This window comes from Streptomyces sp. NBC_01003 (assembly GCF_045162695.1).
In the GTDB taxonomy this organism is placed as follows: domain Bacteria; phylum Actinomycetota; class Actinomycetes; order Streptomycetales; family Streptomycetaceae; genus Streptomyces.
The window spans coordinates 6,012,295-6,025,845 of sequence record NZ_CP108707.1 but is presented as its reverse complement, the minus strand read 5'-3'; the positions used below and the strand labels follow the sequence as shown (position 1 = coordinate 6,025,845).

Here is a 13,551-nt window from a genome sequence, read left to right as displayed (position 1 = left end):
AACGGTTCCGTCAGGGCCTGTGATCCATCTCTCAAGTCCTTCCATATGCCGCACTGTCGTGTCGTATGGTGACCGAACGCCTGATGCACTAAAGAAGGCCTTTGAGCGTACGCGCTGCGAAGGTCTCTTTCATGTGTGAGCTGGTCACCGCCAGCGTTGAAGGAATGACCTGTGGGCCGGGCCCCGGACGCGAAGTCGCGCACGGGGTGTGGATCCCGGGACAGCCGTACCTGGTCTCCGTAAGCGTCTTCGCACGCGGAGGTGATCCCCTGTGGGCGTGGGGTGGAGGACGGCAGGTCCCGGTGCCGGCCACCCCCCTCACTGGCCGCGCGGTCACCCACGACCCGCGACCCGTACCAGCAAGGAACTTCCATGGCGACCAGCCTGACGAAGGAATCCACCGGGGCACCCTCCGGCGGTAAGACCTTCTTCGGCCACCCTCGCGGTCTGGCCACTCTGTTCATGACCGAGATGTGGGAGCGTTTCTCCTACTACGGCATGCGCGCCCTGCTTCCGCTGTACCTGGTGGCCCCCGAGGGGCTCGGCCTCGACGCGGGCACCGCGATCGCCATCTACTCCGTCTACGTCTCGACGGTGTACCTGCTCGCCATGCCCGGCGGCTGGTTCGGCGACCGTGTGTGGGGACCCCGCAAGACGACCGCGATCGCCGGTGCGGTGATCATGCTCGGTCACCTGCTGCTGGCCGTCCCGTCGAACGGCGTCTTCTACGTCGGTCTGCTCTTCGTGGCCGTCGGTTCGGGTCTGCTGAAGTCCAACATCTCGACGATGGTGGGCCACCTCTACAACGGCGCCGACGACCCGCGCCGTGACGGCGGCTTCACCGTCTTCTACATGGGCATCAACCTCGGCGCGTTCGCCGCGCCGCTGGTCATCGGCACCGTCGGCCAGAACGTGAACTGGCACCTCGGCTTCGCGCTCGCCGCGGTCGGCATGGCGATCGGCCTCGGCCAGTTCCTGCTGGGCACCCGCCACCTGTCGGAGAAGTCGTCGGTCGTCCCGAAGCCGCTGGACGCCGCCGAGCGTGCCGCCACGCTGAAGAAGTCGATGATCTGGCTGCTCGTCGCGGTCGTCTTCTACGGCATCCTCGTGGGCACCGGCACCTACACCCTGAACTGGGTGATGGTCCCGCTCATGCTGATCGGCCTGATCGTCCCGATCGTGGTCCTCGGCCGCATCAAGCGCGACAAGGAACTGACGAGCACCGAGCAGTCCAAGGTCTCCGGCTACATCTGGTTCTTCGTCGCCGCCGCCGTCTTCTGGATGATCTACGACCAGGGTGGCTCCACCCTGTCGATCTTCGCCGACAGCCACGCCAACACGAGCGTCCTCGGCTGGGACTTCCCGGTCTCCTGGTTCCAGTCCGTGAACCCGGTGATCATCATGGCGCTGGCCCCGGTCGCCGCCATGATCTGGCTGGCGCTGGCCCGCAAGGGCAAGGAGCCGAGCACGGTCACCAAGTTCTCGCTGGGCCTGGTCCTCGTCGGTATCTCCTTCTTCGTCTTCCTGCTGCCGCTGACGGCCGCGGGCGACGGCAAGGTCAGCCCCTGGTGGCTCGTCCTGATCTACTTCGTCCAGACGGTCGGCGAGCTGACCCTCTCCCCGGTCGGCCTCTCGGTGACCACCAAGATGGCCCCGGCGAAGTACGGCTCCCAGATGATGGGTGTCTGGTTCCTCGCGGTGACGGCGGGCGACGCGGTGACGGGTCTGCTCTCCACGTACGGCGCCGACCTCAACGGCTCGGGCGTCGTGGCCCTGGAGGCCGCGCTCGCGGTGATCGCGGGTGGCGCGGTCTTCATGTACCGCAAGAAGGTCAAGGAGCTCATGGGCGACGTGCACTGACGCACTCCGCTCGGCCTGTACGCGTGTGAAGGGCCGCCGCACCGGAATCGGTGCGGCGGCCCTTCGGCGTTTGCGCTGTACGCCCCGGCGGGTTCAGCCGTGGGGGCCTTGCTGTCGCGGACGGCGATTGATCAGGCCCGGGTCACCGGTGCCTGCAATTCCGTCACCCAGTCGTCAGCGTTCTCGGGACACTCCAGGTTGACCTCGCGGGGGTAACCGTTCGACCGGTAGCCGTTGGCATCGGTCCAGCGGGCCAGGGTCTGGGCGGTGGGGATCACGGTGTCCATCGAACCGCGGTGCACGATGGTCGCCGCCTGGCCGAGGGGCGGCAGGTCGTGGACACGGAAGGCGCCGTCCTGAAGAGGGGCGGAGACCTGGACGGCAGCGTGCACGCTGATCCTGCCGCCGCCCTCCGGGGCGTCCTCGTAGTACGCGACTCCAGGGCCCGTGGGGGTGATGCCCGCCGAGCCCAGGCACCGGAACAGCTCGTCGTAGAGCGGCCCGATGACCGGGCCGATGTCCTCGGGCCCGAAACTTGCGGCGGTCGCGGTCAGCTCCGCCACCCGGACAGCGGGGACGCTCTTGATGACAACGTCGTTCGTGGGCATGTGCCCCTCACTCTCGATCGCTCGGAGCCTCGCCTCGACCTGGACCAGCCGTGCCTCTGCGGCAGCCCTTGCGGACTCCAGTTCCGCCCGCCGCAGCCGCAGCATGCCGCGCAGCTCCTCGACACCGACCCTCTCGTCCACGATGTCCTGCACCTGCTGAAGGACGAATCCGAGGTCCTTGAGCGCGATGATCCGGTTGAGGCGGGCGAGCTGAGCAGCGCTGTAGTAGCGATAGCCGCTCGCAGGGTCGACGTGGGCCGGGCGCAGCAGGCCGGTCGCGTCGTAGTGACGCAGCATCCGGACCGAGACGCGGCCGTGCCGGGCGAAGTCTCCGATGGTGAACATGATGTCTCCGAGCTGACCGCCTGACACGGTGTGAGGGTCAAGAAGCTACTGGCCCGGGGAAGCCGACATGGGCCCGGGGCGACCGTGCGCGCCCCGGGCCCATTGGCTCAGCTGTTCGTTCAGCTCACCCCGCGCCGCCGCGGCAGGAACGTGAACACCGCTCCGCCCAGCAGGATCACCGTGCCCGCGACCAGGCCGAGGGCGCGCAGGATGCCGTCGTTCGAGGAGCCCGTTTCCGCGAGGCCGCCGGAGGTGTCCGCGCCGCCCGCCGAGCCGCCGGCCGAGCCCGAACCCGAGCCGCCTGCCGCGCCGCCCGGCTGGGCCGCCGTGTCGATCTCCAGCGAGACCTCCGTCTTCGACGGGGTGCAAGTGGTCGTCGTACCGAGGGCCTTCACCGTGAGGACGCCGGGTGACAGGGTCGACTTGCCGTCGGCGCCCGGCTTGTAGGTGCCCGTCAGGTCAGGGATGTTGATGGGCTCACCGGACTTGATGGGCTCCGCGTTCGTCGGGCCCTCCACATGCACGGTGCCCTTGTCGGCACCGCCCAGCTTCACCTCCATCGACGGCTTGACCGAGTCCTTCGGGATGTCGGCCGGGCTGTCCATGACGGACTTCTTGAACTGGACCGTGAGGCCGTAGTTCCCGCCGTCCTTCTTCGCGTTGATCTGCACCGGCGACGTGGCGTCCTTGTCACCGATGGGCGTCTTGCACTTGTAGGGGATCTGGACCTCCTTGCCGGTGAAGTCACTCTTCCCGCCACCGCTGCCACCGGTGTCGCTGCCACCGGTGTCACTGCCGCCCGTACCGGAGGAACCGCCGTTGGAGCCGCCTCCGCTGGTGCCGCCCGTCGGCAGGCCCGTGGGAAGCCCGGTGGGCAGGCCCGTCGGGAGGCCGGTGGGCAGCCCGCCCGTGGTCGCGCCGCCCGCGTCGGTGACCTTGATGGTCGCGCCGGGCTTCACCGTCTCCTTGGGCGAGCACTTGGTGTCCGTCGAGATCGGCTTGCTGACGTTGATGTTGTACTTGTCCGGGGTCAGCGTCACCTCGCCGGGCGCCGTCAGCTTGATCTTGCCCTTCATGTCGGAGAGCACCATGGGGCTGTTCTTCTTGATCGGCGGGTTGGAACGCTCGCCCTCCACCGCCAGGTCCGCGGTCTGCGCGCCGCCCACCTTCACCGTGCCGGTCGGCTTGACCGTGTCCTTGTCGAGGTCGAGGACGTCCGGGTTGCTGGACGCGGCCTGTGTCGTCTTCCAGACGACCTCCACCTCGTCCCCCACCTTCGCCTCGGCGGGCGCCGTGATCTCCACCTTGGTCGTGCCCTCCACGGGCGGCAGGCCGGAGATCGCGGGCGGGATGCACTCGGTCTTGTACGCGACTTCGGCGGCCTGTGCCGGTGCGGCGGCGAGCAGGAGGCCCGCACCGCCCAGCATCAGGGCGACGCCGGCCGCGCTCACTCTCCGTTGGGTGCTCACGTGTTTCCCTTCGTTGTCGGGCTGTTGTCTGACGGTGCGGAGAGCTGACCGGCCGGTGCGCCCGGATCCGTGTCCGGGGTGAACCAGGGCAGGGCCGTAGAAGTAGAAGCCTTGGCGGGGCCGGGGTCCTTGTCCGTGGAGCGGCGGGACGATTCCGGGAGGGTCAACTTCGGCAGCCGCGCCGTCACTTCGGACAGGCGCAGCCCGCTGCGGTGACGTCCCGCCCCGCCGGACCGCCGGGGCCGTACGCGGTCCACGACTGCCATCCCGATCCGGAACAGCGCCGCCGGGATCACGACGCAGAGCAGGATCCAGAAGAGCGTCACGCCCCAGGGGCGGCCCACGCCCCACGGCTGCTCGGCGAGGACCTTGCCGCCGAACTTGAGGGAGACCAGGTAGTTGCCGTGCGCGCCCGAGGTGAGCTCGACGGGCAGCTTGATCTGCGCCTTCCTGCCGGGGGCGATCGTGCCGCGCCACTGCTGGTCCTCCCACTGCGGGGCGAACACGCCGTGGGAGGTGCCGACCTGGAAGACCGGGTCCTTGAGGGGGGCCGAGCCGACGTTGCCGACGGTGAAGACGAACGTGCGCGACGCCGGGGCGCCGAACCAGGTCAGGACGCCGCTCGAACCGTCGAGCCGCGTATCGGTGAGGACGGACAGCTTCCCGCCGCCCGCCTGCGCGGGGAGCGCCTTGACCGGATGGCCCGCGACCTTGAGCACCGCGTCCGCCTGCGCCTTGTCGCCGGTGACGGTCGCCACGTGGACGACGCACGGGCAGGGCACGGGCGGCTCGGCGACCGGGAGTTTCTTGCTGAAGGTGCCGTCGGAACCGGTGGTGACGGCGCGGCCGTCGGCGTTGGCACAGGAGTTGGTGCCGCCGATGACTCCCTTGCCGGGTTCGGACTGGCCGCAGATGAGCATCATGAGCAGCGTCTTCGAGCGCCAGCCCGAGCCACTGACCGTGATCGAACCGCCCGTCCCCGCCTGGGACTTGGACAGCGTGACGGCCGGCCCTTCCGCGGCGGAGGCGGCGGCGGTCAGCTGCGGCAGGGCGGCAAGGCCGAGCGCGGTGACCAGGACGAGCGCTGCCGCCCACAGCCGGGGCCCGCAGCGGTGGCGGCGGTTCATGACCAACTCCCTTGGATCTCTTGGATCTCTTGGCTCCCGTGGTTCCCGCTGTCCGCGCCGTTCTCGCTGCTTCCGCTGTCCGCGCCGTTCTCGCCGTCCGCATGCCGCCGTCGGCGTACGAGCCAGAAGGCCGCGCCCCCGGCGGCCAGGATCACGGCGCACGTTCCCGCGACCGCCGCCCACGGCACGAACCGCTTCGTCGCCGTCGCCTCGTAGTGGGCGCCGCCCCCGGCCGTGACCGTGAGCCGCACCCGGACCGAGTCGAGGGCGGGGGCGTTCTTCCAGGGCTCGCTGAGGGTGACGCGGCGGCCGGGCAGCAGCTCGACCGGCAGCGTGCGCGGACGCCGGTCGAGCGCCCGGCCGAGTACGCCGTCGGCACGGACGGCCAGCCTCGGCGTCAGGACGGTGTTGCCGCGGTTGACGAGGTCGTACGAGATCCGGCCGCCGGTGACCCGCACCCGCTCGACGGTGAGCGCCGACAGGGTGGGGCCGCTGACCCGCAGATGGACGCTGACCCCGGTGTCGCGCCCGTTCGCGCTCGCCACGACGGCGCCGGGGTGGTCGCCGGGTGTGGCGTCGGCCGGGACGGTGACAGTGAAGGGCACCTCGGCGCGGGTGCGCGCCGGGATCTTCACCTCGCGCCGGGCGAAGGTGATCCACGCGCCCGTGTCGGTCGACTTCGTGCGCAGGGAGAGGGCGCCGGTGCCGGTGTTGTCGGCGTCGGCGCCCCGCAGCTTCACGGTCAGGGGGCGGCCGCCGGGGTTGGTGACGGCCACCTTGTCCTGGAGCACGGTGCCGGGCACCCCCTCCGCGTAGAAGTAGGGGCGCCCGTCCGTCGCGGGCCTGGTGCCGCCGCCCGCCGACGGGGCGACCGACCACGCGGGCGCCGTACCTGCCGCGGCCGCCGGGACCCCCGCCCCCGCGGTCAGCAGGACGGCGGCCCCGCACAGCGCGCGAAGGCGGGCGCGGGCCCGGGGACTGGACGGCATCGGCGGCTCCAGGTTCGCGTACGGGTGTCGGACGGGCACGGCCGCCGAGGTCAGCGCGCCGCCTGGTTGCGCCGCGTCAGCCACAGCACGCCCGCCGCGCCCGCGAGCAGCACCGTGCCGCCGAGGGTGCCGAGCGCGATCGCGGAGTCCTCGGGTCCGGTCTGCGGCAGTTCGCCGCCTGACGGGGTGCTCTGCGAGCCGCCCGACGATCCGCCCGAAGTGCCGCCGCCCCCGGCCGACTTGACATCCAGGGTCAGTGACGGCTTCGGGCTGTTCGCGGGTGTGCACGTGGTCGTGGTGCCGAGCGCCTTGATGGTGAGGACACCCGCCGTGAAGGTGACCTTGCCGCTCTTGGCCGGTGTGTAGGTGCCCGACAAGTCGCTGATCTTGATGGGGGTGTTGGCGGGGATCGCCTCCGCGTTCGGCGGCCCGGACACCGGCAGGGAGCCGCTCTCCGCGCCGCCCAGCTTGATGACGGCGCTGGGCTTCATCGCGCCCTTGCCGAGCTCGACCGGGCTGGACGAGACGCCCTTCTGGAAGGACATGGTGATCTTGTAGCCGCTGCCGCTCTTCACGCCTTTGATGTCGATCGGGGAGACCGCTCCCTTGTTCCCGATCGGCGTCTTGCACTGGTAGTTGACGTCCTGCACATCGGCGTGGGCTGCGGGTGCGGCCAGCAGCACCGTGGAAGCCGCGCCACAGCCCAGGGCCGCGGCGAGCGCGAGCCCTGCCGTTCGCTTCTGGTACGTCCGGTACGACACCTCGAGTTCCCCTCATGCCGGGAGTTCCTGAGTTGCACGCGCCAAGTTACTGACGGCACATCAGATTGGGCGCTCAAGGTACGCCGGGGACCTTGTCGAGGGAAGACATAAGTGCGCGCCGGATCCGATGGGATCCGGCGCGTGCGAAGAGACGTACGAACCCGGGGTAACCCCAAGCCCCCCAAGGGGTCCGGTCAGGCGGGCGCCCCGACTTCGGCCCAGACGGTCTTACCGGGGACGCCCGCGGCCCTGACGACGCCCCAGTCCATGCACAGGCGCTGCACGATGAACATCCCGTGCCCGCCGGGGCGTCCGGCGCGGTGCGGGGTCCGGGGCGCGGGCTGCCCGGCCCCCCGGTCGGAGACCTCGATGCGCAGCACCTTGCTGTCACAGGAGATGCGCAGCTCGTCGGGGCCCTCGGCGTGCAGGCAGGCGTTGGTGACCAGCTCGGAGACGACGAGCAGGACATCCTCGGCGGCGGCCCGCCGGTCGGCGGTGTCCGCCGGCATCCAGCCCCATGCGTGCAGCGCCTCACGGGTGAAGTCACGGGCCAGGGGGACGATGCCGGCCGCCCCGACCAGGTTCAGCCTGCGGCTCTGATGCCCGGCTGTCCGCCCTACGTCGGCGGGGGACAGACCTGACGTGCCACCGGTATCACCGGCGGCTTCCGGCTCCGGGCCGCGGTCGCCCGGCGAGTAAGGCCGGGTGGTGCTCATCAGCACTTCACCTCACCGAGACTCTTGACGTGTGATGTGTGGAAATGATCCGCCGTGGCGGCGCGGTCCGGCGTGGGACCCAGCATGTCTCCTGCCCGGCCGATCCGCGGGAACACCCACTTGTTCGGCATGGTCAGTGTGACGCTGGTAACGCCTCGATCACGTAGAGACAACTGACGCGTAACTTCCGTGCTTCACCTGCGTACGCGTCCCGTCAGTCGCCGAGAGCCGCGTCCAGCGACTCATGGACGGTGAAGACGGCCTCCGCGCCGGTGATCTCGAAGACCCGGGCCACCACGGGCAGCATCCCGGCCAGATGGACTCCACCGCCGGCGGCTTCCGCCTTGAGGCGGGCACCGAGCAGCACATTGAGCCCGGTCGAATCACAGAACTCCAGCCGTGAGCAGTCGATCACCAGCCGTGAGAATCCGGCGGTGAGACAGCTCTCCAGGGGTTCTCGCAATAGATCGGCGGTGTGGTGATCCAGCTCACCCACCGGAGTCACGACGGCGCTGGCGCCCTCTTCCCGCACCTCGACCAGAAGCCGGCCCCGATGTGCGCTGCCGACTGTCCCGCGGTCCATGACGTCTCTCTCTTCCGAGTCTTCTCGACCGTCGTGGCTGTTCATTGACGCCCTCGAACATTACGCCTTTGCTACGCCCTCCGGTACCCGAACAACCCCTAGGAATCGGACATTTACTGACAGAACGCACTTGCAAGCGGAGTGTAAAAGCGGGTAGGCCTAGTAAGGACAGTTTCAACCACGGCCGGCTACGGAGGCGCCGCACACCGCAGTGCACGTATTGGCATCGGCAGCCATATGCCGAGAACGATGGAGGACATCATGTCACCCCGGCTCGACGAATCGCGTACTGACCAGGCGTCGACGTCGACACCCCCACCGGAACACGAGGCCTTCGACAACCTGGCCGACCTGCCGGAGATCCCGCCTTTCGACGAGGTGGCTCCCCGGGACGCACGGGCCCTGTCAAAAACGCTCTTCGGGCGGCTGGAGTCCCTCGAAGAGGGCACCCACGAGTATTCGTATGTCCGCAACACGCTGGTTGAACTCAATCTCGCCCTGGTGAAGTTCGCGGCGTCCCGGTTTCGCTCCCGCAGCGAGCCGATGGAGGACATCATCCAGGTCGGCACGATCGGCCTGATCAAGGCGATCGACCGCTTCGAGCTGAGCCGTGGCGTCGAGTTCCCCACGTTCGCGATGCCGACCATCGTCGGCGAGATCAAGCGCTTCTTCCGTGACACGTCCTGGTCGGTCCGCGTTCCGCGGCGGCTCCAGGAGCTTCGTCTCGATCTTGCCAAGGCGGGCGACGAACTCGCCCAGCAGTTCGACCGCGCACCGACGGTGGGCGAGCTCGCCGAGCGCCTGGGCATCACGAACGACGAGGTCGTCGAGGGCATGGCCGCCTCCAACGCCTACACGGCCAGCTCCCTGGACGCACAGCCCGAGGAGGACGACTCCGAGGGCGCGCTCGCGGACCGCATCGGGTACGAGGACCATGAGCTCGAGGGCATCGAGTACGTCGAGTCCCTGAAGCCCCTGATCGCCGAACTCCCTTCCCGGGACCGGAAGATCCTCTCCCTGCGCTTCGTCGCCAACATGACGCAGTCGGAGATCGGTGACGAGCTGGGCATCTCCCAGATGCACGTGTCCCGGCTGCTCTCGCGCACGCTGGTCCGCCTGCGCAAGGGCCTCACGCTGGAGGAATAGCCGTCACGCCGGCCGACTGACCTCCGCCGTCTTCGCACGCACAAGCCGCCTCCGCGCCGAGTCCGCGGAGGCGGCTTGTGCGTGCGAAGACGGCGTGTGTGCCCGGTCAGGCGGCACGCACTCCGCGCCGCCAGACGGCCGACACCAGCGGCACGCCCGGCCGGTACGCCAGGTGCACATGGCTCGGCGCGTCGAGCAGGGCCAGGTCCGCGTACGCGCCCGGCGCCACGCGGCCGATGTCGTCGCGGCGCAGCGCCCGCGCGCCGCCCGCCGTCGCGGCCCAGATCGCCTCGTCCGGCGTCATCCCCATGTCACGTACGGCCAGGGCGATGCAGAACGGCACCGAGGACGTGAACGACGAGCCCGGGTTGCAGTCCGTGGACAGCGCCACGGTCGCTCCCGCGTCCAGGAGACGACGGGCGTCGGGCCACTGCGCGCGCGTCGAGAACTCCGCGCCCGGCAGCAGCGTCGCGACCGTGGAGCCGTTCGCGAGGGCGTCGACGTCCGCGTCCGTGAGGTGCGTGCAGTGGTCGGCGCTCGCCGCGTCGAGCTCGACGGCGAGCTGGACCCCGGGCCCGTAGCTGAGCTGGTTCGCGTGGACGCGGGGGTGCAGGCCGCGGGCCTGGCCGGCCGTGAGAATCGCGCGGGCCTGGTCGCCGTCGAAGGCGCCCTTCTCGCAGAAGACGTCGACCCAGCGGGCGTGCGGGGCGCAGGCCTCCAGCATCTCGCCGGTGACGAGCGCGACGTAGGCGGCCGGGTCGTCCGCGTAGTCCGGCGACACGATGTGCGCGCCGAGGTAGGTGACCTCGTCGGTGTGCCGCGCCGCGATGCGCAGCGCCCTCGCCTCGTCCTCGACGGTCAGGCCGTAGCCCGACTTCGTCTCGAACGTCGTCGTGCCCTGGCGCAGCGCCTCGGCGAGGTAGTGGACGAGGTTCGCCTCCAGCTCCGCGTCCGTGGCGGCGCGGGTGGCCGCGACCGTCGTACGGATGCCTCCGGCGGAGTAACTGCGGCCCGACATGCGGGCGTTGAACTCCTGGGTGCGGTCGCCCGCGAACACCAGGTGGGAGTGCGAGTCGACGAAGCCCGGGATGACGGCGCGGCCTTCGGCGTCGTGGGTGGCGTCGGCTGCCGGCGCCTTCGCCTGCGGCCCCACCCAGGCGATCCGGTCGTCCTCGATGACGACGGCCGCGTTCTCGACGAGACCGAGAGGGCTGTCGCCCTGGGCCGGGTCGTTGGTGACCAGGGAGCCGATGTTGGTGATGACGGTGGTGGTCATGGTTCCTCTCCGCGGGTGGGGAAACCTCAGACGCCGGACGGGCTGTGGTGTCAGCCCGTCCGGCGTCTGAGGACATTCGGGAAGGGGCGGGCTGGGGGAGGGGACAGCTTTACCCCCGCAGCGCCCCGATCGCCGCCGTCAGCGCCCCCGCGACATCCCCGACCAGCTCGTGCTGCCCGTCACGGACCACATGGCGGCCGCCCACGACCGTGTGCCGGACATCCGCGGCCGACGCCGCGAACACCGCTGTCTCCGCCCCTAGGCGCGGCAGCGGGCCCGCTGTGCGTACGGAGTCCAGGGCCACCGTCGTGAAGTCGGCGAGGGCCCCGCGTTCGATCCGTCCGGCGTCGGTCCAGCCGAGCGCCGCGTGCCCGTCGGCCGTGGCGGCGCGCAGCAGGGCCGCCGCCGTCCAGTGGCCCCGGGTGCGCGTGCGCAGCCGCTCGTTCAGCTCCATCGCCCGCGCCTCTTCGAAGAGGTCGATGACGGCGTGGCTGTCCGAGCCCAGGGAGAGCGGTGAGCCCTCCCTCTGGAGGGCGACGGCGGGGCCGATGCCGTCGGCCAGGTCGCGTTCCGTGGTGGGGCACATGCATGTGCCCGTGCCGGAACCGCCGAGCAGGGCGATGTCCTCGTCGGTGAGGTGCGTGTTGTGGACACCCGTGGTGTTCGGGCCGAGCACGCCGTGGTCCGCGAGGAGCCGGGTCGGCGTGCAGCCGTGCACGGCCAGGCACGCCTCGTTCTCCGCGGTCTGCTCGGAGAGGTGGACGTGCAGGGGCGCGCCGCGCGTCCTCGCCCACTCGGCGACCGTGCCGAGCTGGTCCGCGGGGACGGCCCGCACGGAGTGGATCGCCGCGCCGATGCGTGCGTGGTCGCGGCCCTTGAGGAGCGTGGCCCGCTCGGCCCACGCCTCGGTGGTGCCGTCGGAGAAGCGCCGCTGGTGGCGGTCGGGCTCCTTGCCGCTGTGCTTGTCTCCAATGGCCGACGAGACATACGCGGTGTCGAGGAGCGTGATGCGGATGCCGGCCTCGGCGGCGGCCGCGATCAGGGCCTCGCCCATCGCGTTCGGGTCGTCGTACGGGGTGCCGCCCGGCGCGTGGTGCAGATAGTGGAACTCGCCGACGGTGGTGATCCCGGCGAGCGCCATCTCCGCGTACACCGCCCTGGCGAGCGCGTGATACGTGTCCGGGGTCAGCCGGTCGGCGACCGAGTACATGACCTCGCGCCACGTCCAGAACGTGCCCGAGCCCACCTGGACGGTGGAGCGCAGGGCGCGGTGGAAGGCGTGGCTGTGGGCGTTGGCCAGGCCGGGGACGGTCAGGCCGCGCAGCACGGTCGCGCCGGGGGGCGGGGTGTCGACACCGGTGCGCACGTCCGCGATGCGGCCGTCCTGCGACACCTCGACGACCACGCCCGGCTCGACCTCCGGGTCGAGCCAGGCATGTTCCAGCCAGTACGTCACCTGCACGCCAAGCCCTCCAGTACGTCGGCGAGTGCGTTCACCCCGGCGAGGCAGTCGTCCTCCGCGGCGTGTTCGGCCGGGGAGTGCGAGACGCCCGTGGGGTTGCGCACGAACAGCATGGCGGTCGGCACGGAGTCCGCGAGGATTCCGGCGTCGTGTCCCGCGCCGGTGCCGAGGACCGGGACGGTGAGCTTGTCGTCGGTGCCGAGAATGCCGAGAATACGGCCGAGTTCGTCGCGCAGCGCGTGGTCGAACTCGACGACCGGCGTGAACGACTCGCGCACCGTCTCCAGGTCGATGCCGTGCGCGTCGGCGTACTCGCGCGCCGCCTTCTCGACGGCTGTGACGACCGTGTCGAGGGTCTGCTGGTCGGCGGCGCGGGAGTCGAGCCAGCCCCGGACCAGGGACGGGATGGCGTTGACGCCGTTCGGCTCGACGGAGATCTTGCCGAACGTGGCGACGGCGCCCGCGAGTTCTGCCTCGCGGCGGGCCGCCAGGACGGTCTGCGCGTACGACAGCATCGGGTCGCGGCGGTCCACGAGACGGGTGGTGCCCGCGTGGTTGGCCTCGCCGCGGAAGTCGAAGCGCCAGCGGCCGTGCGGCCAGATCGCGCTCGCGATGCCCACGGCGTCGCCGGACAGGTCCAGGGCGCGGCCCTGCTCCACGTGCAGCTCGACGAAGGCGCCGATGCGCGCGAGCCGCTCGGGGTCGGGGCCGATCGCCTCCGGGTCGTGGCCCGCCCGCTCCATGGCCTGCGGGAGGCTGACGCCGTCGCCGTCCCGCAGCTGCGCCGCCTGCTCGGGAGTGAGCCGGCCCGCGGTGAGGCGGGAGCCGACGCAGGCCAGGCCGAACCGGGCCCCCTCCTCGTCACCGAAGTTGGTGAGGGCGAGGGGGCGCGTGAACTCCGCTCCCCTGCGGCGGAGTTCGTCGAGGGCGGCGAAGGACGACACGACCCCGAGGGGCCCGTCGAACGCGCCGCCGTCCGGTACGGAGTCCAGATGGGAGCCGGTGACGACGGCGTCCCCGGCGGCCGGGTCACCGAGCCAGGCCCACTGGTTGCCGTTGCGGTCGAGCTCGTAGGTCAGGCCTCGGGACTCGGCCTGTGCCTTGAACCAGGCCCGGCAGTCGGTGTCGGCGGCGGTCCAGGCGTAGCGGCGGTAGCCGCCGCTCTCGTTGTTGCGGCCGATGGGCGCGAGGTCGCGCCACATCTCGCCG

General features: G+C 70.7%; 12 protein-coding genes. 2 read left to right on the top strand and 10 right to left on the bottom strand.

Going from position 1 to position 13,551, the window contains the following annotated elements:
• Positions 1 to 372 precede the first annotated feature (372 nt).
• The gene (locus tag OG698_RS27605) at positions 373 to 1,860 is read left to right on the top strand and encodes a peptide MFS transporter (protein ID WP_406106111.1); all 1,488 of its coding nucleotides are present in this window, start codon (positions 373 to 375) and stop codon (positions 1,858 to 1,860) included.
• Positions 1,861 to 1,991: 131 nt separating this feature from the next.
• Here OG698_RS27605 and OG698_RS27600 read toward each other — a convergent pair whose 3' ends face one another.
• The 7 genes from OG698_RS27600 to OG698_RS27570 form a co-directional block, all read right to left on the bottom strand.
• The gene (locus OG698_RS27600) at positions 1,992 to 2,813 is read right to left on the bottom strand and encodes a MerR family transcriptional regulator (protein ID WP_406106109.1); all 822 of its coding nucleotides are present in this window, start codon (positions 2,811 to 2,813) and stop codon (positions 1,992 to 1,994) included.
• Between the two features lie 119 nt (positions 2,814 to 2,932).
• Positions 2,933 to 4,240: a hypothetical protein gene (locus OG698_RS27595; RefSeq protein WP_406111315.1), complete on the bottom strand. Its 1,308-nt coding sequence runs from the start codon at positions 4,238 to 4,240 to the stop codon at positions 2,933 to 2,935.
• Between the two features lie 38 nt (positions 4,241 to 4,278).
• A complete protein-coding gene (locus OG698_RS27590; protein WP_406106107.1) occupies positions 4,279 to 5,409 on the bottom strand; it encodes a hypothetical protein in 1,131 nt (376 codons plus the stop codon).
• Positions 5,406 to 6,398, bottom strand: coding sequence for a hypothetical protein (locus OG698_RS27585; protein WP_406106106.1), 993 nt, complete (start codon positions 6,396 to 6,398; stop codon positions 5,406 to 5,408). Before OG698_RS27585 ends, OG698_RS27590 begins: the two co-directional genes overlap by 4 nt.
• 50 nt (positions 6,399 to 6,448) lie before the next feature.
• Positions 6,449 to 7,159, bottom strand: coding sequence for an LPXTG cell wall anchor domain-containing protein (locus OG698_RS27580; RefSeq protein ID WP_406106104.1), 711 nt, complete (start codon positions 7,157 to 7,159; stop codon positions 6,449 to 6,451).
• 194 nt (positions 7,160 to 7,353) lie between these two features.
• Positions 7,354 to 7,875, bottom strand: coding sequence for an ATP-binding protein (locus tag OG698_RS27575; protein WP_406106102.1), 522 nt, complete (start codon positions 7,873 to 7,875; stop codon positions 7,354 to 7,356).
• 214 nt (positions 7,876 to 8,089) lie between these two features.
• Positions 8,090 to 8,458 (bottom strand): STAS domain-containing protein, encoded by a 369-nt coding sequence (locus OG698_RS27570; protein ID WP_326775412.1) that lies wholly within the window; start codon positions 8,456 to 8,458, stop codon positions 8,090 to 8,092.
• Positions 8,459 to 8,719: 261 nt separating this feature from the next.
• On the opposite strand from OG698_RS27570, the gene OG698_RS27565 reads away from it, so the two are divergent.
• Positions 8,720 to 9,604 (top strand): RNA polymerase sigma factor SigF, encoded by an 885-nt coding sequence (locus OG698_RS27565; RefSeq protein WP_406106100.1) that lies wholly within the window; start codon positions 8,720 to 8,722, stop codon positions 9,602 to 9,604.
• Positions 9,605 to 9,710: 106 nt separating this feature from the next.
• Here the strand turns inward: OG698_RS27565 and hutI are convergent, their stop codons facing one another.
• From hutI to OG698_RS27550, 3 genes are all read right to left on the bottom strand, one after another.
• The gene (gene hutI, locus OG698_RS27560; RefSeq protein WP_406106099.1) at positions 9,711 to 10,880 is read right to left on the bottom strand and encodes an imidazolonepropionase; all 1,170 of its coding nucleotides are present in this window, start codon (positions 10,878 to 10,880) and stop codon (positions 9,711 to 9,713) included.
• Between the two features lie 109 nt (positions 10,881 to 10,989).
• Positions 10,990 to 12,342: a formimidoylglutamate deiminase gene (locus OG698_RS27555; RefSeq protein WP_406106097.1), complete on the bottom strand. Its 1,353-nt coding sequence runs from the start codon at positions 12,340 to 12,342 to the stop codon at positions 10,990 to 10,992.
• Positions 12,333 to 13,544, bottom strand: coding sequence for an allantoate amidohydrolase (locus OG698_RS27550; protein ID WP_406111313.1), 1,212 nt, complete (start codon positions 13,542 to 13,544; stop codon positions 12,333 to 12,335). Before OG698_RS27550 ends, OG698_RS27555 begins: the two co-directional genes overlap by 10 nt.
• Positions 13,545 to 13,551 lie beyond the last annotated feature (7 nt).

What these genes read in the sequence shown, in the direction of transcription:
- OG698_RS27585 (WP_406106106.1), bottom strand. Translation starts at nt 6,398, where the DNA reads ATGCCGTCCAGTCCCCGGGCCCGCGCCCGCCTTCGCGCGCTGTGCGGG.
- OG698_RS27550 (WP_406111313.1), bottom strand. Translation starts at nt 13,544, where the DNA reads ATGTGGCGCGACCTCGCGCCCATCGGCCGCAACAACGAGAGCGGCGGC.
- hutI (WP_406106099.1), bottom strand. Translation starts at nt 10,880, where the DNA reads ATGACCACCACCGTCATCACCAACATCGGCTCCCTGGTCACCAACGAC.
- OG698_RS27600 (WP_406106109.1), bottom strand. Translation starts at nt 2,813, where the DNA reads ATGTTCACCATCGGAGACTTCGCCCGGCACGGCCGCGTCTCGGTCCGG.
- OG698_RS27595 (WP_406111315.1), bottom strand. Translation starts at nt 4,240, where the DNA reads ATGCTGGGCGGTGCGGGCCTCCTGCTCGCCGCCGCACCGGCACAGGCC.
- OG698_RS27590 (WP_406106107.1), bottom strand. Translation starts at nt 5,409, where the DNA reads ATGAACCGCCGCCACCGCTGCGGGCCCCGGCTGTGGGCGGCAGCGCTC.
- OG698_RS27570 (WP_326775412.1), bottom strand. Translation starts at nt 8,458, where the DNA reads ATGGACCGCGGGACAGTCGGCAGCGCACATCGGGGCCGGCTTCTGGTC.
- OG698_RS27565 (WP_406106100.1), top strand. Translation starts at nt 8,720, where the DNA reads ATGTCACCCCGGCTCGACGAATCGCGTACTGACCAGGCGTCGACGTCG.
- OG698_RS27605 (WP_406106111.1), top strand. Translation starts at nt 373, where the DNA reads ATGGCGACCAGCCTGACGAAGGAATCCACCGGGGCACCCTCCGGCGGT.
- OG698_RS27575 (WP_406106102.1), bottom strand. Translation starts at nt 7,875, where the DNA reads ATGAGCACCACCCGGCCTTACTCGCCGGGCGACCGCGGCCCGGAGCCG.